We start from the raw sequence: 24,703 nt of genomic DNA on the forward strand, positions 1-24,703 counted from the left end.
TGAGGATAAGTACAACACCGCATATAGGCGCTTCGCGCGATATGAGCGGGAGAACTACGCTTTCGGCTTCGCTTTCCAGAGTACCTGCAGAGATTTTATTCTCTTAGCCCCGAGTCCTTCACCTTAAGATTCTCGATTCAGGGGCCTATTCTATTCGAAAAATCATTATTTAAAATTCATTTTGAAGGATTAGATTCAAAAATCATATCCCTTTCAGGATGTTCATTCTAATTTATTTACCACCTTATGAAACAAAAAGGATTTCGTTCCATACTTGGAACAGTATTTCTTTGGATCGCCTTACTTGGCATTATCGCTTTAATCGTGAACGCGTTTTATCAAAAATCCGCTTTCCATTTATTAATTGCATTACCCATTATCCTGGTTACGGCATTGGCTTACGACCGTTTTCAGTCTAAGCACGCCGTGCTCCGAAATTATCCAGTAATTGGCCGCTTACGTTATTTCTTTGAATCCATCAGACCGGAAATGCGCCAGTACTTCTTTGAATCAGAATTAGATGGTAAGCCTTTCAACCGTCGCCAGCGCTCTATTGTTTACCAAAGAGCAAAAAATGAAAGAGAAACTGTAGCCTTCGGGATGCAGGTAGACCCTTACCAGGAAGGTTATGAATGGGTATCACACAGTATTTACCCGAAACGTATTGCCAATATGGACTTAAGGGTTAAAGTTGGTGGTTCAGTCTGCTTACAACCCTACGACTTGAGTATTCTGAATATTGGTGCGATGAGTTTTGGAGCATTGAGTAAAACGGCGATTCAGTCGCTGAGTAACGGTGCCAATCTGAATAAATTTGCACACAACACCGGCGAAGGTGGAATCAGTCCTTACCACGTTAAAGGTGGTGGCGACCTGATCTGGCAAGTAGGTACCGGTTATTTTGGTTGTAGAGATGCAGAAGGTAAATTCGATGGTGCCTTATTCCAAAAGAACTCAAAAAGAGAATACGTGAAAATGATTGAGCTGAAGTTATCTCAAGGTGCTAAACCTGGTCATGGCGGTATTCTACCAGCAGCCAAAAATACACCAGAGATTGCCGAAATCAGAAATGTAGTGGCTGGAACAACCATCCTTTCGCCACCTGCACACAGCACGTTCTCTGATGCAACAGGATTAATGCACTTTATCAAACAATTACGTGAGCTTTCCGGTGGTAAACCAATCGGCTTTAAACTTTGTATCGGAAGTAAAGAGGAGTTTATTGACATCTGTGAAGCCATGGTATCCACTAAAATATCTCCGGATTTCATTACCATTGATGGTGCGGAAGGTGGAACGGGTGCGGCGCCACTAGAATATACAGATTATGTAGGGATGCCTTTATTAGACGCCCTTGCTTTTGTAAACATCACGTTGAAAAAGTACGGACTAAGAAAAGACATTAAAATCCTGGCTTCAGGAAAAATCATTACTGGTTTTGACATTATGCGTGTGGTTGCTTTAGGTGCAGATGCCTGCTATAGTGCCAGGGGTATGATGATGGCTTTAGGTTGTATTCAAGCGCTAAAATGCGACAGTGGTAAATGCCCTGTAGGTATCGCTACACAAGACAAAAGTTTATTCAAGGGAATTGACGTGACCGATAAAAAACATCGCGTAGCCAACTTCCATAAAAACACCGTTCATGCCACAATAGAGCTGATGGAAGCTTGTGGTTTTGACACCTTAAATGAGATTAAACCAGAACGTTTCAATAGAAGAATTGACACTACGAAAACGTTGAACTTTAAAGACATCTATTTTTCCTAGAGCATGATATTATAGAGAAATAGCTAACAATGATCAAAAAGGGCTGTCTTCGATAAGGAGATAGCCCTTTTGATTAATTTACCATTAATAAATCATTATCAATACTTAGCTTTGGAGCAAATATTCAAGAATTGAAAATAAAAGACACTACAGGTCTTAACCTTTATCTGGTTCTGGCCTATCGCCTTCTGATATTATTATTACTATATACCTTATGTAGAATCGGATTCTACCTTTTCAATCAGGATCTATTCCAAAACATTACATTTCCCAAGTACTTGTATATCCTTTGGGGTGGACTAAAATTTGATGTTTCCGCTTTAATCTACATCAATTCCATTTACATCCTTGCCCATGTCATTCCTTTCCCTTTCCGTTATAATGAAGGGTATCAAAGGTTTTTCAAATGGTGGTTCATCATTAGCAACAGCTTAGGAATTGTAGCCAACCTGATTGATTTTGTTTACTATAAATTTACGCTTAAACGAACAACAGCAACGGTTTTCAGCCAATTTAGTAATGAACAAAACAAGCTAAAACTCTTTGGCGACTTCTTGAAAGACTATTGGTATTTATTGGTATTGCTAGCGGTATTCATTTGGCTGTTCATCAAATTGTATCAACTGATCCAGGTTAAAAAGACAGTCCGCTTTACCTGGCCGATATATCTTTTACATACCGTATTGATGCTAGTAATCGCTTTAATGTGCATCACTGGTGTGCGTGGCGGATGGGGATTTGGTACCAGGCCAATCACTTTAAGTAATGCTGGTGAATTTGTAGATACGCCCGATCAAATGAGTTTGGTCTTAAATACACCTTTCGCCATCATCAGAACCTTAAAAGCCTCCAAATTAAAGCCGCTTAATTACTATGATGAGCAGACGTTAAACTCCATTTACAATCCGATCCACCTTCCTAAAGACACCGGAAAATTTAACAAGTTAAATGTGATGGTGATCATCGTAGAAAGTTTAGGGAAAGAACATATTGGCAGCTTGAACAAAGACCTTGATGGTGGTAAATATAAGGGCTACACGCCTTTTCTAGACTCTTTAGTAGGCGAAAGCTATACTTTTAAAAGGAGCTTTGCCAATGGCAGAAAATCTATCGATGCCTTACCTTCGGTCATTACCGGAATCCCTTCTATCAATGAACCTTTTGTATTGTCGATTTATTCGAGCAATAAAACCACCAGTATTGCTAAAATTCTAGGCGATGAAGGTTACGAAACTGCCTTTTTCCATGGTGCGCCAAATGGCTCTATGGGCTTCTCTTCTTATACAAACCTTGCAGGCGTAAAAAAATATTTTGGCCAAAATGAATACCAAAAGACAGGTGATTCAGACGGCACCTGGGGTATCTGGGACGATCCATTTTTACAATACACGGCACAAACGATCAATACTTTAAAGCAGCCTTTCTTTGCCAGTGTGTTCACTTTATCTTCTCACCACCCTTTCCGGATTCCTGAGGAGTATGTTGGTAAATTCCCTAAAGGACCGCTGCCAGTACAAGAGCCATTGGGCTATACAGACATGGCCTTGCGCAATTTCTTTAAAACAGCATCCAGCATGCCATGGTTCAAAAACACCTTGTTTGTACTTTGTGCTGATCATGCTACCGTATCTTATCATCCGGAATACCAAAATACACCAGGATATTTTTCTATCCCTATTATCTTTTATCGCCCGGATGGTTCCTTAAAAGGATTGTCAGATAAATTGGTACAACAAATGGACATCATGCCTACCGTGTTGAACTACTTGCATTATGATAAACCATACTTCTCGATGGGATTTGATGCATTTGACGAGAAAACTGATAATTTTGTCGTGAACAATAACGATGGCTCTTTTAACTTTTATATGGGTGATTACTATTTGGTGAACGATGGTAAAGATAACCTGGCGCTGTATAACCTGAAAAAAGACCGCCTGACACAGCACAACATTTTAGCGGAAGAACCTGAAGTTGCTGCAGCCATGGAAAAGAAGTTGAAAGCCTTCAGACAGCAGTACAATAACAGAATGATCGCAAACCAGTTAACCTATAAAAAATAAGCATGCGCAAAGCTTTGTTAAAGCTCATAGACTTTTTCTATCCTCCTTTTTCAAAATACATTTCCTTACATACGTTCAGGTACATTGCTTCTGGAGGTACAACTTTTGTAGCTGGAATTGTGTTTTACTACATTGCGTATAACTGGGTGTTAAAACAGCAGGATGTTCACCTTGACATTCCTTTTCTACCAAAGCTCATTACCGCACCAATTGCGGCCTTTGCCATGGAAACTGTCGCTACATTTATCATCGGTTTTACCTTGAACAAATACCTGGTTTTCACCAAATCTACTTTAAAGGGTCGGATTCAATTATTCAGATATGGATCTGTGGTAGCCACCAATATTCTAATCAGCTATGCTTTGCTAAAAGTACTGATAGAGTCCTTTGGTTTCTACCCTACAGTTTCCAAAATCATCATTTCCTTTCTGTTGGCTATATTCAGTTATTTTTCTCAGAAGCACTTCTCCTTTAAGGTAAAGAAGTAAGCGTTATGTTCTGGAGAAATGTCTAGATTCCGTTATTTTTCATAAATCAAGGCGTGTTTTGTAGAGGAGAAGAAATAGATTTCCTTATATTGCCCTTCAGATAACACATAACACGTAATGAGCGATTTTAATGACTTTAACAATCCGCAAGTAGCTAAGCTTCCGCAGCATTTAAGACAATTTATTGTTGAGCAGCATTACGAAAAATATACGCCAATCGATCAGGCAGTTTGGCGCTATGTAATGCGCCAAAACTATAGCTACCTGAAACAAGTGGCCTACTATCCTTACATCAAAGGCTTGCAACGCGCAGGTTTAAGTATAGAACACATCCCGAATTTACAGACGATGAACGACAATCTTGGCAAAATTGGCTGGGGTGCCGTTACTGTAGATGGATTTATTCCACCGGCAGCATTCATGGAATACCAGGCTTACCGGGTATTGGTGATTGCAGCAGACATTCGTCAGATTAACCATATTGAATATACACCAGCTCCGGATATTATCCACGAGTCGGCCGGGCATGCCCCGATTATTGCAGATACCGATTATAACAATTACCTGAGCTATTTTGGCTCCATTGGCGCCAAAGCCATGTTCTCTTCAAAAGATTTTGAATTGTACGAGGCCATTCGCAACCTGAGTATTTTAAAAGAAGCAGCAAATGCCCCGGAACAGGAAATCGCAAAAGCAGAGAAACACTTACAAGTGGTTTCAGAAAATATGGGTGAGCCATCAGAAATGTCCTTATTAGGTCGTTTGCACTGGTGGACTGTAGAATATGGCTTGATTGGTACTTTAGAAAATCCGAAAATATATGGTGCAGGCTTACTTTCTTCTATTGGTGAAAGTTCCAGCTGCATGAAAGCGGAGGTGACCAAACTATGGTACAACATAGATACGATCAATTATTCGTATGACATCACCAAACCACAACCACAACTATTTGTGACTGAAAATTTCCAGAACCTAATAGATGTATTAGAGCAGTTTGCTGATACGATGGCGTTCAGACGTGGTGGTGCAGAAAGTGTAGTCAAAGCAATTGAATGTAAAAACCCGGCAACGGCAGTGTACAGTTCTGGATTACAGGTAACTGGTGTCTTTACAGACATGGGATTAAATACTGCTGATGAGCTTACTTTTATCAAAACAACTGGTCCTTCTGCACTGGCAGTAGATTCAAAACAACTGGAAGGTCATAGTAAGTTCTACCATAAAGATGGTTTCTCTTCTCCTGTAGGTCGCTTAAACGGCTTGGTGTTAGAAGACCTCACTTTAGCCGAATTGCAGGAACAAGGTATTGCAGAGGGCAGCAGAGCAGATGTGACTTTCGATAGTGGTATTCAGCTGAATGGTTTAGTCAAGGAGATTATACAACATCATGGTAAAAACATCCTGATTGTTTTTGAAGACTGTACTGTAAAAGAAGGCAATGGAAATGTACTTTTCCAACCGGAATGGGGTACTTATGATATGGCAGTTGGAGAGAAAATCGTATCTGTATTTAATGGTGCGGCTGATAAAGAAGCTTACGAAGAGATCACGCACATCAGTGACAAGCAAACGCATAAAGTAACTTACGACGAGAAAACGCAGCAACTCCATGCGATTTACAAAGAAATTCGCTCGATCAGAGAAGATAAGAGAAATTATGAGCAGGTAATTGCACTGTTTGAAGCTTTAAAAACAGCGCATCGTTACGATTGGTTGGGCGCTTTAGAGATTCTCGAAATCCTTTACCACAAAAATCTAGATCCGGAATTGGAGAAAGAAATACGTATCTATCTGGAACTAAAGGCGGCAAATGAGCCAGACCATTATAAATTAATTACCGATGGCTTACATGTGATTGAAAATCCGGTAAGTCAATTGATTACAGAACAGGATTAAATGAATATAGTATTAACAGGTGCAAGCAGTGGGATTGGTTTTGAAGCTGCATTAGAGTTCACAAATTACAAAGAGAACAAAATTGTATGTATTGCCCGTTCGGCGGACAAACTGCGTAAACTGCTGGAGATTGCCAGAAGTATTAATCCGGATTGCGTGTTGCTTCCGGTAGAATTTGATATTGTACATGATGATTATGCTGTATTACTTCCTTTTTTAAAGGAGAGACTAGGCACTATAGATATTTTGATCAACAATGCAGGTGCTTTAATCAACAAGCCTTTCCTAGAAACCAGTAAGGATGATATGTATCAGATGTTTGAAAGCAATGTTTTGGGTCATTTTAATATGATTCAGAATTTATTGCCTTTGATGACTGCAGGTAGTCATATTGTAAATATTGGTAGTATGGGTGGTTTTCAAGGTAGCGTAAAGTTCCCTGGCCTTTCAGCTTACTCTTCCAGCAAGTCTGCACTACATACTTTAACAGAATGCCTTGCTTTTGAATTGGCTGAAACTGGAATTAAGGTGAACTGTCTGGCATTAGGTTCTGCGCAAACAGAGATGTTAGAATTGGCATTCCCTGGTTATGAATCGCCGGTTATGGCATTTGAAATGGGAAAATATGTGGCCGACTTTGCCAAGACCGGACACAAGTTCTTTAATGGAAAAGTGCTCCCAGTAGCAGTAACCACCCCTTAATCAATTACTTACCAACATTATTTTAGGCTAAAGATAGTTTTATTATCTTTAGCCCAATCCCTATGAAGAAAAGCATCCTAATTGTCCTGTTTTTATCCATGAGTACGTTTGTGGCAAAGTCCCAAGCATTGACACCTATTCCTTATCAGGATATGGTTTTCAAGCTGATGGAAAACCTACCGGCACTTCCTGCCAGTAAATTTCAACCGAGTAATTTGCTATCTTTTGCAAAGTCAATGATTGGCACGCGTTACCGATATGCTTCCAGCAATCCTAAAATTGGTTTTGACTGCTCTGGATTTGTAAATTATGTATTTAGAAATTTTGGCATTAATGCCCCTCGCTCTTCCAGAGATTTTGCAACAAAGGGTCAGGATAAGAAGCTTGCTGATGCACAGGTTGGAGATGTGATCATCTTTACCGGCACGAACAGTCGCGTTCGTCGCGTTGGCCATGTAGGGATTATTTCTGCAGTAGATGGAGACGAGATCAAGTTTATTCATTCTTCTTCAGGTGCTGCAAAAGGGGTAACCATTACCAGCTTAAACGAAGGTTTCTATAAGAAAAGGTTTATGAAAGTGGTTAGTATTTTATAAGAAAATTACAGCAATACCACTTTTAAAGCATCCAATACATTTCCTTCTGCCAGAAACTGCTTTGCCAATTCATGAAGTTCACGCTCCCGGTTATTTGCATCGCCAATAGTAGCGTCTAAAACTTCTTTCACCTGGCTATTGCGTTGCATTTCATCTACCTCATCCGCTGAAGGAAGCTGCTCTATATTTCCCAATCTACCCAGGTCATTCCCTGAAAGCACATAAGAATTTCTAACTGCTTTAGGTAAAGCGTCAACACCAATCCCCAGTGTGGTTAAGGGTTTAGCTACTTTAAACAGGCTTTCTGGCGTAACTCGGCAATACCAATCACCACCCAAACGGGCCACAAGATCAATCTTTTCCTGGTCGATTTTCCCATCAGCATCCAGAATTTCTTCCTTAATGTGGATTAGCTTTATTTCTGCCAGAATCAGGTTTCCTGCCCCAGGTTGATCTCCCAAATGAATGATCTCTTTAACCAGGCATTCCATTTGGACCGGTGCTTCTGCCACTCTCGGTGGTTTAACTAACTCGGAAGGAAACATGGTAAAACCTGCCTTCTCAAACTCATTAATCCCCTTCACATATTCTGTACTAGCCAAGCTCATTTGCTGCACCATCGGATAATTTACAATATTGATGACGCATTCTTTCACTTCCAGCACATTTTCCAAGGTATGTTTAGTACTACCATCCCTCACCCTTCTCGATGGAGAAAAGATACACATTGGCGGATTTGTACTGAACATATTGAAAAAGCTAAAAGGGCTAAGGTTGATGTTCCCCTCCTGATCTATGGTACTTGCAAAACAGATGGGTCTGGGTGCAATAGCATACTGCAGATAGTTTTGCAATTGAACAGAAGAAATTGTGGTTACATCGATAGTCAGCATATAGGTTTGAGCTTATTTAAGGTCAAAGTTAATGCCTAATTGTAGTTAAAAAAAGGGCTTACTGAATTTTAATCCAGGAGGGAAAGAGATACTCCGGTAAGGTCATCACAGCGCTTACCGGAGAGATTTCATTTATTTCTTTTTCAAAGCAAGAATAGAGAAATCGCTATCCGCTTTTATAATGCTATTGCTTAAGTGTCCAAGACCGGTGATCTCCATTTCGACCACATCACCCTCTTGTAGCCATTGCGGTTTAAAATCAGGATTATTTAATAATCCAGTACCATTGAGTTCCAGAAAACAGCCTGTACCTACCGTACCAGAACCAATAACATCACCAGGCAAAATATCTACACCATAGGCACAACGCTCAATGATTTCTGCAAAAGTCCAATCCATATCAGCCATATTTCCAGCCGATACTTCTATTCCGTTTACAGTACAAGTCATTTTTAGGTTGTAAGCTTTTCCGGTATGCCCAGGTTTAGGCGCACATAGGTATTCTTCCAACTCATCCGGTGTAACCAACCATGGGCCGATAACGGTAGAGAAATCTTTTCCTTTTGCAGGTCCTAAATTCAGCAGCATTTCTTCCATTTGCAGGGTTCTTGCGCTCATATCATTCATCACCATATAACCGGCAATATAATTGTCAGCCTCTGCGGCAGTGATGTTACGTCCTTTTGTACCGATCACAATTGCAACTTCCAGTTCAAAATCCAGCTTTTGGAAATGATCAGGCATACATTCGATATCGCCAGGTCCCTGAATGGCATTGTGGTTCGTAAAATAGAAAATTGGATACTGATCAAATTCTGCAATCATATCTACCTTACGGTTTCTACGTGCGGCAGCCACATGCTGACGAAAAGCGTAACCATCTCTACATGATGTTGGATGCGGTACTGGTGCCAATAATTCATAGAAAGCCTCTTCTTTAGGTTCGATTTCACCAGATTTAATCTGTGCATCTACCTTTTTAGCGCGATCCATAAGATCGACACCACCACGTAGGAATTCGTTCATCTCATCAGGCAACAATTTGTCGCAAGAGTTCAGGTTATAAATATGTCCGTTTACAAAAACACCCAGGTGTTCTCTGTCTTCTGTTTTATAGGATACCAGCTTCATATGCTCAGTTTTTTGTCAGTTTGTTCAAAGCTATATAAAAATACAGCTTCAATGGTTAAATATAATTTATCTACATTAAATCGCGATGATTGTTTGTTCGTTACTATAATTATTACTTAATTTAGCTCCGCAAACAAAATGATCTTAAACCTCACATATCATAATCAAGTGGCCAAACAAGCATTGGCTGCATTCAGGTATGCGATGCTTTCCAAGATTATTTTTGCTCAATATTCCATATAGCTTTCCCTTGCTGTTAAAATAAAACGTTTTCTACGTTTTACTGTTATTAATATACATATAATTCTAACCAAATTAACCTACTGTTATGCCTATTTATCATACCTTAGGAACAATTCCTGCGAAACGTCATACCGTTTTTAGAAAGCCAGATGGCAATTTATATGCAGAAGAATTAGTTTCTACTGAAGGGTTTTCCAGCTTATACTCACTCGTTTATCATTGTCACCCGCCAACCATTGTAAAAGAACTGGGTGAGCCTTACTCTGTGGAGCCAAAGATTGCGCGCGAAAAGCACTTGCGTCATACCAGTCTGATCGGATTTAATGTTAAACCGGAAGATGACTACCTGAAAAGCAGAAAACCTGTGCTCGTAAACAGTGATTTACATATCTCTTTGGCGGCACCAAGAAAATCTATGACCGACTATTTCTATAAGAATAGTCAGGCAGATGAAGTCATCTTTATCCATGAAGGTACTGGAACGCTAAAAACAGGGTTTGGAAAGATCCGTTTTGCTTATGGCGACTACCTGGTTGTGCCTCGTGGTACGATTTACCAAATGGAATTCGACGATGAGAAAAACAGACTTTTTATCATCGAGAGTTTCAGTCCTATTCGTTCTCCAAAACGTTATAGAAATGAGTACGGACAATTAATGGAGCATTCTCCTTACTGTGAACGTGACATCAGACGTCCTCAGGATTTGGAAACCATCGATGCGTATGGGGATTTCAAGGTCCTGATCAAAAAACAAGGCTTAATGTATCCATACACTTATGGAACCCATCCTTTTGATTTTGTGGGCTGGGACGGTTTTCACTATCCTTGGGCATTTTCTATCCATGATTTTGAACCAATTACAGGCCGTCTACATCAACCGCCTCCGGTACATCAGACTTTTGAAGGTCATAATTTCGTGATTTGCTCTTTTGTTCCAAGAAAATACGATTATCATCCTTTATCTATTCCTGCGCCATATAACCATAGCAATGTGGACAGTGACGAGGTATTATATTATGTTGATGGTGATTTTATGAGCAGAAAAAGTGTAGTTAGAGGCCAGATTACCTTACATCCAGGTGGAATTCCACACGGACCTCATCCTGGAACGGTAGAAAAATCTATCGGCAAAGAAAGTACGGAAGAGTTGGCAGTTATGATTGATCCATTCCGCCCTTTAATGCTTACCGAAGATGCCATCCAAATCGAAGATCCAAATTACTTCAAAAGCTGGCAAGAAAACGTAGAATAAAGGAACATAAATAGAAAATCAGATTAAGAGTTTAAAATATTTAAATATCATGAGTACACAAACATTTGCAGAAAAGATCGCTAAAGCGCCAGATTTTCTGCCAATTAATGGAACGGATTACATAGAATTCTATGTAGGTAATGCAAAACAAGCTGCACATTATTACAAAACAGCGTTTGGTTTCCAATCATTGGCTTATGCCGGACCGGAGACGGGTGTACGCGATCGTGCTTCCTACGTTTTAAAACAAGGAAAGATCAGATTAGTCCTGACTACTGCTTTAAAATCAGAAAGCCCGATTGCAGAACATGTTAAAAAACATGGTGATGGCGTAAAAGTACTCGCTTTATGGGTAAATGATGCTTACAGTGCATTTGAAGAAACTACGAAACGTGGGGCAAAACCTTATTTGGAGCCTGTTACAAAAACAGACGAGTTTGGAGAAGTAAGAATGTCTGGGATTTATACTTATGGCGAAACCATCCACATGTTTGTGGAGCGTAAAAACTATACCGGTACTTTCATGCCTGGTTACCGCGAATGGAAAAGTGACTATGCCCCGGCAGAAACAGGCTTATTATACATTGACCATTGTGTAGGTAACGTGGGCTGGAACAGGATGAATGAGACCGTACAATGGTACGAAGACGTGATGGGATTTGTCAATATCTTATCCTTTGATGATAAACAAATCAATACAGAATACTCAGCTCTGATGAGTAAGGTAATGAGTAATGGGAATGGTTTTTCAAAATTCCCTATCAATGAACCTGCAGAAGGAAAGAAAAAATCACAGATTGAAGAATATTTAGAATTTTATGAAGGCGAAGGGGTGCAACACATTGCGGTAGCGACAAAAGATATTTTGTCTACTGTAAGGGAATTAAAAGCTCGAGGGGTTGAGTTTTTAAGTGCACCCCCTGATGCCTATTACAGCATGATGCCAAACCGTGTAGGTGAAATCGACGAGGAGATTGCACAACTAAAAGAGCTTGGAATTCTGGTAGATTGCGATGAGGAAGGTTATCTATTGCAAATTTTCACGAAACCGGTAGAAGATCGTCCGACTTTATTCTTTGAAATTATTGAAAGAAAAGGTGCACAATCCTTCGGTGCCGGCAATTTCAAAGCCTTATTTGAATCCCTGGAACGTGAGCAGGAATTGAGAGGTAACTTATAAAAAACTGACGCTTATTATTCATAAAACGAAAGCCAGTCTGGAAACAGTACTGGCTTTTTTATGTTACAGAAGATGGGATTTACGAAAAAATAGTTAATTTCGGCCTTCTAGGCAACCTGCGGGAATGGACATTAACATCATCGGAAGCATCTCATTATTTTTCACACGCTTTAGTGCGGCATTTAAATTATTTCAAAAGAATGACCCCTTGCGTCTTGCCGGTGCCACTGCTTTTTTTGCCAACTTCGCGCTACCTCCGATCCTGATCATATTAATTCGTTTATTTGGTTTTTTTATGGATAGGAAAACCCTGGCAAACACGTTATTTGAACGTTTAGGGACGGTATTAGACGACAGCAGTACTACTCAAATCAGACAGGTCTTGCGAAATATCAGGGGTGTCGACCATCAATGGTATGCGACCGTATTGAGTTTTATCTTTTTCTTATTTGTAGCCACTACACTTTTTGCAGTAATCAAAAATTCCATGGACCAAATTTGGTCGATTGGCATTAAAGAAAAGGTAGGATTCTATTTCAAAATGAAACTCAGGGCACGTTCTTTTGTCATCATTTTACTGGCAGGACTCCTATTCTTTGTTGGGATCATGACTGATAGCATGCAGGCGATCATCGGAACTTATGTCAACAATGCTGCCCCAACTTTTGGAAGATTTTTCCTCTTAATGTTAAACCAGGTCTTGTTCATTATCATTGTAACCACCTGGTTCTCTGTCTTATTTAAATACCTGACTAATGGCCGCCCAGGCTGGAAAGCTGCCATTCATGGAGGCATCCTGACCGGTATCTTATTTACCATTGGGAAATCTATCCTGAGGATTATGCTTCCCCTTAGTGGCATTGGAAACATTTATGGCACCTCAGGCTCTATTGTCCTGATTATGCTCTTTGTCTTCTATTCTTCCTTTATTTTTTACTTCGGTGCTTGTTATGTCAAAGTGCTGAGTGATGACAAAAATCGTCCCATACGCCCTATAAAAGGCGCATTCAACTACGAAATCAAAGAAATAATAAAAAGCGCTTAACCAAGTTATACTACGGCAACTTTCTCGAATCCCTGCATTTCAAACACGGCCAGTTTACTAAGCAGGTTATAATGAAGTGTCCCAAAAAGATTCACTATACCTTCTTTATTTCTACCTTCAATGCAGATGCTTTCTTTTAGGATGTCTTTGTGTTGCAAAATCTGGTCAGACAAAATCACCTCTTCATCCTGAATTTTAACATCATTAGCTTCAATAGAGAACTGTTTTAGCAGCTCTAGAAAGCCTTTTCCATTCAATAATAATTCTTTGATACCCATGGTTTTCCTCATTTAGTTAGGGAGAATCATAATATCAATTTTAGCGCCAAAAAAAGGGCAAAACCCTAAAGCTCAGCCCTTTTCCACAAATGTTGAAAAATTCTATTTTAGAACAAACGATAAGCTAGTCCTAGCGTAAATAAACCTAGTTTCTTAGCACCACTAAATTCATCTTTGCCAATTTTGGTCAAACCTTGTTCATATCTTAGGTCAATCCCTAATTTACTGACGTCCAGACCTGCGCCAAATTGCCATGCAAAGTTTTGATCTTTAAATTTACCTTTAAAAGCCTCAGTTGCTGCTGCTTTAATTGTCTGATCTTTACTTAAAACAAAAGATACAACCGGTCCGGTATTTAAACGAATGCCCACTCCTGCTGCGCCAATTTTTGTACCCACTAAAACCGGGATATCTAAACTGGTAAAATCTACATTAGTATCAAAACCATTTGGATCTTTTAATGAAGTGTTTTTACCTGAAATATACATCTCTGGTTGCAAGTGGATTCCTGCTGCTCCAATACGGGCCCAAACACCACCATAATATCCTGCTCTATTGTCACTTTTCAAGGTACCTTCTGTACTAAACTTGGTCAGATTGACCCCACCCTTTAATCCGAATTGAAAACTAGGCAAGATCTGACTAAACGCCATCATACTCGAACAGATGAATAACGCAGATAAGATTATTTTTTTCATAATGTAATGTTAGGTTGATATTTTAACTGTTATGTAAAACTAAGAATATTTTTAATTCATCAGTATATTACGTAATTTTATATTTATAATCGCCTATTTGAAATCATGTTAGAATTCGAAGGTGAGGCCCTTATCATCACCTATTTAGATGGATTTTACATTTAATGCCTACTCCTATTTCTTAATTTTTTTTGGGGCAATCACCCTTTTCTTAAGCTGGTATGCTTACCGCCAAGACCATGGTGCAGTCCGATTGTTTGGTCTCATGATGTTGTCCAATGCCATTTGGTCCATAGCTTATGGATTTGAACTTGCGACGAACAACCTCTCAGACGCCAAATTTTTCATCGATATAGAGTATATCGGCATCACCACCGTCCCGCTCTACTGGCTACTATTCTGTTTAAAGCTATCCGGAAAAGAATACTGGTATAAGCGAACTTTAAATCTATCTATATTGATCATTGTAGCCGCAATTACATCCATTCTGGTATGGACTAACGACTACCATCATCTGCATTATAAACATTATTTTATGGATACCAGTGGTCCATTTCCATTGGTCTCCATTGAACCCGGCATCAGCTATAGAATATTCACCACCTATTTCTACGTCTTATTAGCCATCGGTAGTTATCTCCTGATCTCCACCTTTCGAAAAGCTGACTCCATTTATAAAAGGCAAAACTACAGCATCATCGTTGCTGCCCTTATTCCATGGGTGACCAATATTGCTTATACCTTCGGGTTCCGCCCTGTTGAAAACCTGGACCTAACCCCATTTGCTTTTGCGGGTACCATTACTTTTGTAGCGATAGCCGTTTATCGGTACAAACTTTTCGACGTATTGCCAGTGGCCAGAGAAAAGGTTTTAGACTTAATTCAAGATGGTTTCCTGGTGATCGACAGCAAATATAGGGTGATTGATTACAACCATGCTTTAAGAAAATACCTGGATGAACCGAACAGCAAAAAGATTATTGGTGCATCGATTGAATCCCTATTCCCTGAACAGGATGCTTTTATTCAATGCATAAAAAAACACCAGTCGGGTAAAGTAGAATTACGTTTAGAAAGCCCATTAGGGGTTCATGATCTGGAAGCAGATATCCTTTACCTCGACGAAAATCAACTGAGTAACAATGCAACAATCATTAAGTTCCAGGACCTGACGCACTTTAAACAAGAATCTTTAAGATCATTGGGGCAAACCGAGGAACTAAAAAAGTTAAACCAGTTAAAAGACCGGATTTTCTCCATCATCGCCCATGACCTTCGCGGTCCATTGGTAAATCTTTCGGAAGTACTCAAAATGATCTCCAATGATGAAATCACTATTGAAGAGTTTAAAATGTTATCACCGACCTTAAACAAAGACATTTTGTATACCACAGAGCTGCTGGAGAATATCTTACATTGGTCAAGAAGTCAATTAAAAGGATACGGTCTCAATAAAGAGTACTTCGATTTGAGAAGCATGATCATCAATGAAGTCAATTATCATTTACCTTCAGCGACTTCAAAAAACGTTAAAATTATACAGGATGTATTTCCGGGAATCATGGTTTATGCAGACATGTTAATGATTCAAATCGTAGTGCGCAACTTACTGAGTAATGCGATAAAATTCTGTTACGAAGGCTGCGAAATTGACATTTCTTCTGTTTACAACAGAGGCAAGATGATGCTTTCCATCAATGATAATGGGGTTGGGATAAAACCAGAAACAGTTGAAAAATTATTTAGCGGAGAGAACATGTCGACAAGAGGTACCTTCAATGAAAAAGGAACCGGACTAGGCCTGGTGGTATGCAAAGAGTTTATGGAACGTAATGAAGGTACCATTACCGTGGAAAGTGAGTTGGGACTAGGTACTAAGTTCAACTTATTTATCCCTTTTGAGCCAGGAAATGATGATTTTATAAAAAAATCCGATAAGCATTAACGCTTACCGGATTTTGTAAATTGCTTTCTATTAATTCAAAGGCTATCTCCTAAAAAACACTGGTCAACATTTTTAATTTAGTGGCCTGTTGCTTCGTTGATGATTTGTTTTTCTTTTAAAGCCTCCACATTGTTTTTGTTTCCAAAATTCTGAGTTTTATCCGCAAAATACTCCAGGATTCCTACAATGGTATCCAGGTTATCCGAAACCCGTTGATGCATATCGGGAAGATCTTTATCTAACCTTTTATCACCCAATTCAATATTGTCTACTTCAATCTTACCTATCTTTTGGATAATCGCTTGTTGTGAGTGTTGTAAATCCTCCAACTCCCTGACTATCTTCTCCATTAATTCGAACTTTTTTAATGTATCCATACTTTTTTCGATTTAAATTAACACTCCATTGTTATGGTAATAGAACCAATTACCCTGCCAAGATGTTTTCTTTTTTTCGATTAGGCACCGATTCCGACATTTATAATTTGGAAAGCTCAGATCAAACTAATAAATTAGTTGTACCGAACAACCCAATTGATTTTGTTCACATCAACCTAATTAATTTATCTTTCAAAAAATAAAACCATTTTACGCATGAAAAAACTCCTCCTTTTTGTAATCCTGCTGACCTGTACTTATTACGTAAATGGCCAAACGACTTCCGTTGTTGACAAAGAAAAATTACTAGACCTATTTCAATCGCAACGTTACCTGGAGGCCGCTCAATACCTGCAGGGCGTTTACAAAGACGACACCAAAGATCCAAAGGAGATCTCGCAATTGGCTTACGCCTACCTTATGGCCGGAAAACTAGCGGAAGCAGAAAAGAATTATTTAAAACTATACGCAGAAAAACCAGATGACATTCCTGGATTATTCAACCTGACGAATATCAATTTAAGAAGAGGAAACAATGCTAAAGCCAAGGAATTTCTGACTAAAATTGTTGCACTTGACAGTAATAATTTTAACGCCTATAAGCAAATCGGGCGCATCGAAAAAGAGCAGGGAGAGCTTTTACCTATGCTAAAAAGCTTCAGAACTGCCAATAGGCTGAACCCAACTGATGCAGATGTCGCTTATGACTTAAGTGAACTCTATTTCAAGATGAAGATGTACCCATTATCTTTAAGCGTTCTAGAACCTGCTTTAGCAGTCGACACCAGTAATCTTCAGTTACTAAAAATGAAGATGCCTGCAAGCATAGGTTCAAAAAAATATAAGGAGGCAATTCTGACGGGAGAGAAATTATTGAGTTATGGCGACAGCTCCAACTTTGTATTGAATAACATTGCAAAGAGTCATTTCTTACTCTTGAACTATCAAAAAGCATTAGATTACTTTTTAAAAGTGAATAATAAAAGTGATGATGCTGAGGGCCTTTTGTATAATATTTCCTTAAGTTACCGAGGAATTAAGGACTTTAGTAATGCCGCAAAATACTTAGATCTAACCATTAAAGCCGCAATTTCTCCAAAAACATCGAGTTATTATGGTCTTTTAGGTGATTCTTATGAAAATATTGATAAAAACGACCTTGCAAATGCAGCCTACAAACGAGGGCTATTGTTTGAAAACAATGGTAGTTTATACTATAACATCGCCTTGGTTTATGAGACTAAGCTTAACGACAAGAAAAATGCCATCAGCTATTACCAACAATACCTGAAAACAGTAAATGCTGAAGAGCAGCCCAAACTGATCGTTTTTATCAAAAATAAGATTGAAGAGCTAAAAAGGTAACTAAACGCGTCCCATCAAACGGGCTACGTATTTACCAATCACATCAAATTCAAGGTTTACGGTATCACCAACATTCACCTGATGAAGGTTGGTGTTTTCATAAGTGTAGGGAATAATAAAAACAGAAAACTCATCATTTTCTGACCCTACCACCGTTAAGCTGATTCCGTTTACACAAGCAGATCCTTTCTCTACAGTAACATTACCAAATTGTGCATCATATTTAAAGCGATATTCCCAGCTTCCGTCTAGTTCTTCTCTTTTAATACAAATGGCAGTCTGGTCTACATGTCCCTGAACAATATGTCCGTCCAATCGACCATTCATTTGCATACAACGTTCCAAATTAACTTTACTACCCACCTTTAAATGCTCAAGGTTAGTCTTTTCTAAAGTCTCCTGAATGGCGGTAACCGTATGTGTGTGGTCCGTTAAAGCCACAACTGTTAAACACACCCCATTATGCGACACACTCTGATCGATTTTTAATTCGTTGCTCAATTCAGATTTAACGGTAAAATGAAGATTTGTTCCTTCCTCTCTAATCGCTTCTATTTCTCCTAGTGTTTCAATTATACCTGTAAACATTTGCTAATTATATTTTGTACGGTTTCTTTTCCAATTGCTAACCTGCTGCTCTTCAACAACTGCATTTCGCGCTATGGTTTTATTTTTATAAGTTATTGCTGCCATGACTGCTGCCATCAGCGCTTCATTTTCATCTGTTTGCTTCATCCTATCTGGACTAAAATACTTACTTACAAAATGAGTATTGAAGTCACCAGATTTAAAAGCTTCATGCTGCATGACAAATTTACCAAAACCCAAGGTAGTTTTTATCCCAGTAATGTGATATTCGTCGATTGCGCGAACCATTCTCTCCATCGCTTCTTCTCTTGTCTGACCGTAAGTAATCAGTTTCGCAATCATGGGATCATAATAAATAGGAATTTCCATTCCCTGTTCAAAACCATCATCTACGCGCACACCATTCCCTTTTGGCGTTTCATAAACTTCCAAAGTTCCAATATCCGGTAAGAAATTATTTTCTGGATCTTCCGCATATACCCTCAATTCAATCGCATGACCATTAATTTTCAGATCTTCCTGTCTATAGGACAGCACCTCTCCTCTTGCAATTTTAATTTGCTCCTTTACCAGATCTAAACCAGTGATCAGTTCTGTGACTGGATGCTCTACCTGGAGCCTGGTATTCATCTCTAAGAAGAAAAAATCAAGATTCTCATCCAGAATAAACTCTACTGTACCGGCTCCTACATAATTTACGGATCGGGCAACATCTACAGCACATTTACCCATTTTCGCTCTTATTTCTTCCGTAAGCACACTTGATGGCGCTTCTTCGATCACCTTCTGATGCCTGCGCTGCACAGAACATTCCCTTTCAAAAAGATGAATTATATTTCCATGAGTATCCCCAAGAACCTGTATTTCTATATGCCTTGGTGAGGAAACATAACGTTCGATAAATACTGCGCCATCGCCAAAAGCAGAAGTCGCTTCGCTAACGGCCAACTGCATCTGCTCTTCAAAATCTGCTACTTTTTCTACAATGCGCATTCCTTTTCCACCACCACCTGCGGCAGCTTTAATCAGTATAGGGAAACCTACTTCTACCGCTCTGGACTTTGCCTCTTCGACATCTGTGATTGCCTCTTCCGTTCCGGGAACCATAGGAATCTGGTATTTCAAGGCAGCCGCTTTTGCAGACAACTTATTACCCATGATTTCCATCGCTTCTGGTGTAGGACCGATCAAAATTAACCCCGAAGCTTTCACTAATCTGGCAAAAGCAGCATTTTCAGATAGAAAACCATAGCCAGGATGAATCGCATCTGCACCGGTAATTTTACTGGCTTCAATGATTTTATCACCCCGCAAATAACTCTGGTTAGATGCTGCCGGACCAATACAAATGGCCTCATCTGCATACCGAACATGGAGCGCAGTTCTATCCGCTTCCGAATAAACAGCAACCGTTTTAATCCCCATCTCACGTGCAGAGCGCATGATACGCAGTGCAATCTCGCCCCTATTGGCTATTAAAATTTTCTTCATATAAAGGTTATTTATGGGGAGAGGGATTTAAATGTAAAATTATTTCCAGGGCACGATCGATCATCTCAGATGAAATGTCCAAATGCGTGACCATACGCACTGTTCGTGGCCCTGTGGTCCCGCAGGCGATTCCTTTTTCTGCAAAAAGATGAACAATATTTTCTGTGTTATAACCCTTTGCAATTTCGAAAATTACAATATTAGTCTCAACAGGCATAACCGACGCGACGTAACTCACCTGATTCAATATGCCAGCTAATGCTTTAGCATGATCATGATCAACAGACATTCTATCCACATGATTATCCAAAGCATAAATTCCTGCCGCAGCTAAAAACCCTGATTGTCTCATCCCGCCACCAAATGCTTTCCGGATTTTAACTGCCTTTTTTATGGTTTCTTTGCTACCTAACAGAACGGAACCTACCGGAGCACCCAAACCTTTAGATAAGCAGACAGAAATGCCGTCGAAATATTGGCCGTAATGCTTCGCTGAATTTCCTGTTGCTACCAGCGCATTAAATATTCTAGCGCCATCCAGGTGAAGTTTAAGCCCTTTTATATTACATAAGGTATGAATGGGTTCGATTTGTGCCAAATGATAACAAGCTCCTCCCCCCTTGTTCACGGTATTTTCCAACACCACCAGGCTTGAATTTGGATAATGAATGTTTTGTTCATTGATTTCTGGTTCTATCAATTCCGGACTAATGATCCCACGCGGACCATGTAACAGCCTGACAGAAGCCATAGAATGATAAGCAATTCCACCTCCCTCATAACGATAAACATGAGCGCTCTGGTCGCAAATAACCTCATCCATGGGCTGGGTAAAACATTTGATTGCGATCTGATTGGTCATCGTCCCGGAAGGACAAAACAATCCAGCTTCCATGTTAAACATTCCGGCAAGCTTTGTTTCCAGCTGATGAACAGTTTCATCTTCCCCAAAAACATCGTCGCCGACTTTCGCAGCCATCATAGCCGCCAACATTCCTGCCGTTGGTTTGGTAACCGTATCGCTTCTCAAATCAATCTTTATTGCCATCACATTCATTATTATAGCTTTCTACAAATATTAACTTTTTAAATCTCGTTAAAAAGAGCTGCAGTACAAAATCAGTAGAGCTAACGAGATAATTACATTAAATCATGATGACCAATATTTTATCAAAAAAGGGCATTTAACGCTAGTAAAACGTTTATCAACTCCATAATTGAGGTTTTTTAAATTTACGAAAAGACGTTTTCCCCGAATTAAAATCCCATTTCCGGTAAATGCTTGATTTTAAATTTGGATTTCAAAATAACAAGTGTATTTTAGGCTTAGTGTTTTTTTAACAATATGGTAACTTTAAATCAATAAATAAAACGAGCAAAAACGCCCTTATTTGCATAATAGAGGCGGAAAATTATTTAAAAACTAAAACCAAAGAATTAAAATTATGAAAAAAAACCCTACAAAAGTGTTAGGATTATTTACTTTTATCCCGAAAAAAACAAATTAAGATGATAGTTATTGCAGATGGTGGTTCAACCAAAACCAATTGGTGTTTAATTAATGAAGCAGGCAGAAAAATTCTATTTAATACCGAGGGATACAATCCATACTTTTCAGACACAGCATACATTGTTGGTTCGTTAAGAAAATCTCTTCCGGATCATTTAGAAACTGATAAACTTACCGAAGTAAATTACTATGGTGCAGGTTGTTCAACAGATGCCAAGCGCAAAATTGTAGCAGATGCAATGCAACAGGTTTTTCCTAATGCAAAGATCAACATAGGACACGATTTATTGGCTTCATGCCGTGCTCTACTTGGTGATGAGCCAGGTTTCGCAGCGATATTAGGCACAGGTACAAACTCTTGTTTGTATGACGGTAAAGACATTACGCTAAACATTGACTCTCTGGGTTATTTCCTTGGGGATGAAGGTAGTGGATGCTTCATCGGAAAAAGAATTCTGAGTGATTATATGAAAGGTTATATGCCTAAAGGTTTAAGAGAAAGTTTCTATGATAACTTCGCTTTAACTAACGAGGACATTTTTGACCATATTTATAACAAACCACTTCCAAATCGTTTTTGCGCTGGCTTCAGCAAGTTCTTATACGACTATAAAGACAATTATGAAGATTATACCTTCTCTACTGTAGATTATGCTTTTACTGCTTTCTTTGAGAATTTAGTGATTCATTATCCAAACTATAAAGACTTCTCTTTAAACTGTGTAGGATCAGTAGGTTATAGCTTCAGAGATATTCTAAGCATCGTTGCTGACAGATATGAGATGGGCGTTGGTAAAGTGATCCGCTCTCCTATAGATGATCTAGTGGATTACCACATGACTACTGTTAACAAATAAACGAAAAGTTTTTTTTCCATAAAAACGGCCGCAACATGAATCATGTTGCGGCCGTTTTATTGTTAAGTATTTTATTTCTAGGCTAAAAATCTAAAAAGAGATCTCTTTGCCAAATAATTTGGCATATTTACGTTTATCGAACTTATACAAAGTAGCTGCCCTGAAGCTTACTCCTTTTTGTTTTTCTTCCAGGTCTTTCAACACTCCGAAACTTAGCATTTTCTTTCTGAAATTTCTTTTATCCAGCTTTTTATTCAGAATAATTTCATAAACATTTTGCAATTGTGTCAAGGTAAATTTCTCCGGCAATAACTCAAACGCAATTGGCTGATGTTTGATCCGTCTTTTAATTTTCTCCAATCCTTTATCAAAAATCTGTTGATGATCGAAGGCGAGCTTTGGCAGGCTTTTTACATTGATCCAATGTGCTTGTTTTGCATAGTTACTTAATGGCTTTAAGGCTTTATCACCCCCTAATCTCAATAACGCATAATATGCAATACTGACTACCCTTCCTTGTGGATGTCGGTTTACATCGCCAAAAGTATAGTATTGTTCCATGTAAACATCCCCTAGCCCGGTAAGCTCATGCAAAATTCTGGAGGCAGACTGGTCTAAACTCTCGTCCTCTCCAACTATATTTCCTGGCAATGCCCACCAGTCCTTAAAGGGTTCTTCGTTCCTTTCTATCAAAAGAATTTTCAATTCTCCTTCATCAAATCCGAACAGCACACAATCAATCGAGAAAGTGGAATTAAACTTTGGTAAGACTTCTTTCAAAATATCAAATTTTATTTTTCAAACTTATTTTTCAATCTGCCTTGAATTCAATTTAAGGCGTTAATTTGTGGTAGATTACTTATCTTTTCTATTCTTATTCCTTTTCCTGCTGCCCTACTGTCCCTCTCCTTCTTTGGGTCTAATTTATAAAGTTCTCAAATAAGATCTCATTTTAACAAGATTAACAGGATTTAAGTTAAAAACAAAATGAAAAGTATAATTATAAAAATTTTGTTGCAAAAGAATCTTACAGGAATTGAAGTCCTGAATCGGATTTTTCCATCGTGTTTTCTATATTGCATCCGCTAATCCTTCGGATGCGGGGATAATGACTCATATTTATTGAAATTAGATCTTGTTTTATGTCGGAACACTACCTGGAAACCTTTAATTACTTTTCAGAGGCTAAAACCTTACAGCAATGAACCGATTTTAAGCAACAAATACCAATTTATTAAATTTTTAAACATTGAAGCAATAAAATGCACTTGCATCCTAATTACATAGGAAAATAAAAAATAAATTACTTAGTGTAAAAAATACACGCTATATTCGTAATCACAAATCATGAAACCAAATATTAAAAATATCGCCGTATTGACATCTGGAGGAGACGCTCCAGGGATGAACGCCTGCATTAGAGCAGTAGTACGTACCGGCATATACAATGGAATCAATATGTTTGGGGTTTTGCAAGGATACCAGGGCTTGATCAATAACAACATCAACCCAATGGATGCAAGATCCGTTAGTAACATCATTCACTTAGGTGGTACCATTTTAAAAACAGCGCGTTGTCTTGAGTTTAAAACTGAAGAAGGAATGCAGCTTGCTTTTGAAAACTTAAAAGCCCGCGATATTGACGGCTTAGTAGTAATTGGGGGTGATGGAACATTTACAGGAGCACAACTTTTTGGAAAGAAGTTCGGAATTCGTGTGATTGGAATTCCAGGAACAATTGACAATGATTTATATGGGTCTGATTTTACTTTAGGATACGATACGGCCATAAATACCGTTATTGAAGCAATAGATAAAATCAGAGATACCGCAGATTCCCATGACCGTTTATTCTTTATAGAAGTGATGGGCAGAGATTCTGGATGTATCGCACTGAGAAGTGCAATCGCCAGTGGCGCAGAAGCTGTACTCCTACCGGAAAAAGAAACCAGTCTGGACGAGCTGATCTCACAATTGGCAATTGGAGCTTCAACAAAGAAATCTTCCAGTATTGTGATTGTATCCGAAGGCCATAAAGCTGGTGGTGCTTATGATGTTGCGAAAAAGGTTAAAGAGAGTTTTAACCACTATGACACGAAAGTAACCATACTAGGTCACCTGCAACGTGGAGGTAGCCCAAGTAGTTTCGACAGAATTTTAGGTAGTCGTTTGGGCTTTGCAGCCGTTAATGAATTACTAAAAGGAAGTACCATGCAAATGGTTGGCTTACGTGGTAATGAAATAAAGACAACGAGTATAGACGAGGCGCTAACCAGACATACTTTTAAACTGGAAAGTGATTTATTGGAAATGACTAAGGTTTTATCCATTTAAT

General features: G+C 38.9%; 22 protein-coding genes. 13 read left to right on the plus strand and 9 right to left on the minus strand.

What is annotated here, in order from left to right:
• The first annotated feature begins 246 nt into the window (after window positions 1–246).
• The 6 genes from GM920_RS21710 to GM920_RS21735 all read left to right on the plus strand — a co-directional run bounded on the left by GM920_RS21710 (window position 247) and on the right by GM920_RS21735 (window position 7,515).
• Window positions 247–1,770 (plus strand): FMN-binding glutamate synthase family protein, encoded by a 1,524-nt coding sequence (locus GM920_RS21710; RefSeq protein WP_202986163.1) that lies wholly within the window; start codon window positions 247–249, stop codon window positions 1,768–1,770.
• A gap of 131 nt (window positions 1,771–1,901) precedes the next feature.
• A complete protein-coding gene (locus GM920_RS21715) occupies window positions 1,902–3,833 on the plus strand; it encodes an LTA synthase family protein (RefSeq protein ID WP_182961463.1) in 1,932 nt (643 codons plus the stop codon).
• A gap of 2 nt (window positions 3,834–3,835) precedes the next feature.
• On the plus strand, window positions 3,836–4,321 hold the full coding sequence (locus GM920_RS21720) for a GtrA family protein (protein WP_182961465.1): 486 nt from the start codon (window positions 3,836–3,838) through the stop codon (window positions 4,319–4,321).
• Window positions 4,322–4,438: 117 nt separating this feature from the next.
• On the plus strand, window positions 4,439–6,217 hold the full coding sequence (locus GM920_RS21725) for an aromatic amino acid hydroxylase (RefSeq protein WP_182961467.1): 1,779 nt from the start codon (window positions 4,439–4,441) through the stop codon (window positions 6,215–6,217).
• The gene (locus GM920_RS21730) at window positions 6,218–6,919 is read left to right on the plus strand and encodes an SDR family NAD(P)-dependent oxidoreductase (protein WP_182961469.1); all 702 of its coding nucleotides are present in this window, start codon (window positions 6,218–6,220) and stop codon (window positions 6,917–6,919) included.
• Between the two features lie 62 nt (window positions 6,920–6,981).
• The gene (locus GM920_RS21735) at window positions 6,982–7,515 is read left to right on the plus strand and encodes a C40 family peptidase (protein WP_182961471.1); all 534 of its coding nucleotides are present in this window, start codon (window positions 6,982–6,984) and stop codon (window positions 7,513–7,515) included.
• A 5-nt stretch (window positions 7,516–7,520) separates the two neighbouring features.
• Here GM920_RS21735 and GM920_RS21740 read toward each other — a convergent pair whose 3' ends face one another.
• Together GM920_RS21740 and GM920_RS21745 are read right to left on the minus strand one after the other, a co-directional pair.
• Complete coding sequence (locus GM920_RS21740) at window positions 7,521–8,408, minus strand: flavin reductase family protein (protein ID WP_182961473.1); 888 nt, start codon at window positions 8,406–8,408, stop codon at window positions 7,521–7,523.
• 132 nt (window positions 8,409–8,540) lie between these two features.
• Window positions 8,541–9,539, minus strand: a complete 999-nt coding sequence (locus tag GM920_RS21745) for a fumarylacetoacetate hydrolase family protein (RefSeq protein ID WP_182961475.1) — start codon at window positions 9,537–9,539, stop codon at window positions 8,541–8,543.
• Between the two features lie 328 nt (window positions 9,540–9,867).
• On the opposite strand from GM920_RS21745, the gene GM920_RS21750 reads away from it, so the two are divergent.
• From GM920_RS21750 to GM920_RS21760, 3 genes are all read left to right on the plus strand, one after another.
• Window positions 9,868–11,034, plus strand: coding sequence for a homogentisate 1,2-dioxygenase (locus GM920_RS21750; protein WP_182961477.1), 1,167 nt, complete (start codon window positions 9,868–9,870; stop codon window positions 11,032–11,034).
• A 49-nt stretch (window positions 11,035–11,083) separates the two neighbouring features.
• Entirely contained in the window at window positions 11,084–12,214 is a 1,131-nt protein-coding gene (hppD, locus tag GM920_RS21755) for a 4-hydroxyphenylpyruvate dioxygenase (RefSeq protein WP_182961479.1), read from the plus strand.
• Window positions 12,215–12,338: 124 nt separating this feature from the next.
• On the plus strand, window positions 12,339–13,259 hold the full coding sequence (locus GM920_RS21760; protein WP_182961481.1) for a YihY/virulence factor BrkB family protein: 921 nt from the start codon (window positions 12,339–12,341) through the stop codon (window positions 13,257–13,259).
• Window positions 13,260–13,264: 5 nt separating this feature from the next.
• Here the strand turns inward: GM920_RS21760 and GM920_RS21765 are convergent, their stop codons facing one another.
• Together GM920_RS21765 and GM920_RS21770 are read right to left on the minus strand one after the other, a co-directional pair.
• Complete coding sequence (locus tag GM920_RS21765; RefSeq protein ID WP_182961483.1) at window positions 13,265–13,537, minus strand: hypothetical protein; 273 nt, start codon at window positions 13,535–13,537, stop codon at window positions 13,265–13,267.
• 107 nt (window positions 13,538–13,644) lie between these two features.
• Entirely contained in the window at window positions 13,645–14,235 is a 591-nt protein-coding gene (locus GM920_RS21770) for a porin family protein (protein ID WP_182961484.1), read from the minus strand.
• A 148-nt stretch (window positions 14,236–14,383) separates the two neighbouring features.
• On the opposite strand from GM920_RS21770, the gene GM920_RS21775 reads away from it, so the two are divergent.
• On the plus strand, window positions 14,384–16,180 hold the full coding sequence (locus GM920_RS21775; protein ID WP_182961486.1) for a sensor histidine kinase: 1,797 nt from the start codon (window positions 14,384–14,386) through the stop codon (window positions 16,178–16,180).
• 77 nt (window positions 16,181–16,257) lie between these two features.
• Here the strand turns inward: GM920_RS21775 and GM920_RS21780 are convergent, their stop codons facing one another.
• Window positions 16,258–16,557, minus strand: coding sequence for a hypothetical protein (locus GM920_RS21780; protein ID WP_182961488.1), 300 nt, complete (start codon window positions 16,555–16,557; stop codon window positions 16,258–16,260).
• Between the two features lie 216 nt (window positions 16,558–16,773).
• Here GM920_RS21780 and GM920_RS21785 point away from each other — a divergent pair, with 216 nt between their 5' ends.
• Window positions 16,774–17,922, plus strand: coding sequence for a tetratricopeptide repeat protein (locus GM920_RS21785; RefSeq protein WP_182961490.1), 1,149 nt, complete (start codon window positions 16,774–16,776; stop codon window positions 17,920–17,922).
• Here the strand turns inward: GM920_RS21785 and GM920_RS21790 are convergent, their stop codons facing one another.
• Genes GM920_RS21790 through GM920_RS21800 form a run of 3 tightly spaced genes read right to left on the minus strand, consistent with a single transcriptional unit; the run spans window position 17,923 to window position 21,049 of the window.
• Entirely contained in the window at window positions 17,923–18,510 is a 588-nt protein-coding gene (locus tag GM920_RS21790) for a riboflavin synthase (RefSeq protein ID WP_182961492.1), read from the minus strand.
• A gap of 3 nt (window positions 18,511–18,513) precedes the next feature.
• The gene (accC, locus tag GM920_RS21795) at window positions 18,514–20,001 is read right to left on the minus strand and encodes an acetyl-CoA carboxylase biotin carboxylase subunit (protein WP_182961494.1); all 1,488 of its coding nucleotides are present in this window, start codon (window positions 19,999–20,001) and stop codon (window positions 18,514–18,516) included.
• Between the two features lie 7 nt (window positions 20,002–20,008).
• Window positions 20,009–21,049 (minus strand): threonine aldolase family protein, encoded by a 1,041-nt coding sequence (locus tag GM920_RS21800; RefSeq protein ID WP_182961496.1) that lies wholly within the window; start codon window positions 21,047–21,049, stop codon window positions 20,009–20,011.
• Window positions 21,050–21,510: 461 nt separating this feature from the next.
• On the opposite strand from GM920_RS21800, the gene GM920_RS21805 reads away from it, so the two are divergent.
• Window positions 21,511–22,368, plus strand: coding sequence for an N-acetylglucosamine kinase (locus tag GM920_RS21805; protein ID WP_182961498.1), 858 nt, complete (start codon window positions 21,511–21,513; stop codon window positions 22,366–22,368).
• Between the two features lie 90 nt (window positions 22,369–22,458).
• Here GM920_RS21805 and GM920_RS21810 read toward each other — a convergent pair whose 3' ends face one another.
• Window positions 22,459–23,148: an NUDIX hydrolase gene (locus tag GM920_RS21810; protein ID WP_182961500.1), complete on the minus strand. Its 690-nt coding sequence runs from the start codon at window positions 23,146–23,148 to the stop codon at window positions 22,459–22,461.
• A 567-nt stretch (window positions 23,149–23,715) separates the two neighbouring features.
• Here GM920_RS21810 and pfkA point away from each other — a divergent pair.
• Window positions 23,716–24,702 (plus strand): 6-phosphofructokinase, encoded by a 987-nt coding sequence (pfkA, locus tag GM920_RS21815; protein ID WP_182961502.1) that lies wholly within the window; start codon window positions 23,716–23,718, stop codon window positions 24,700–24,702.
• Window position 24,703: the final 1 nt, after the last annotated feature.

Origin of the sequence: Pedobacter gandavensis (genome assembly GCF_014172405.1) — a bacterium.
Taxonomy (GTDB): domain Bacteria; phylum Bacteroidota; class Bacteroidia; order Sphingobacteriales; family Sphingobacteriaceae; genus Pedobacter; species Pedobacter gandavensis.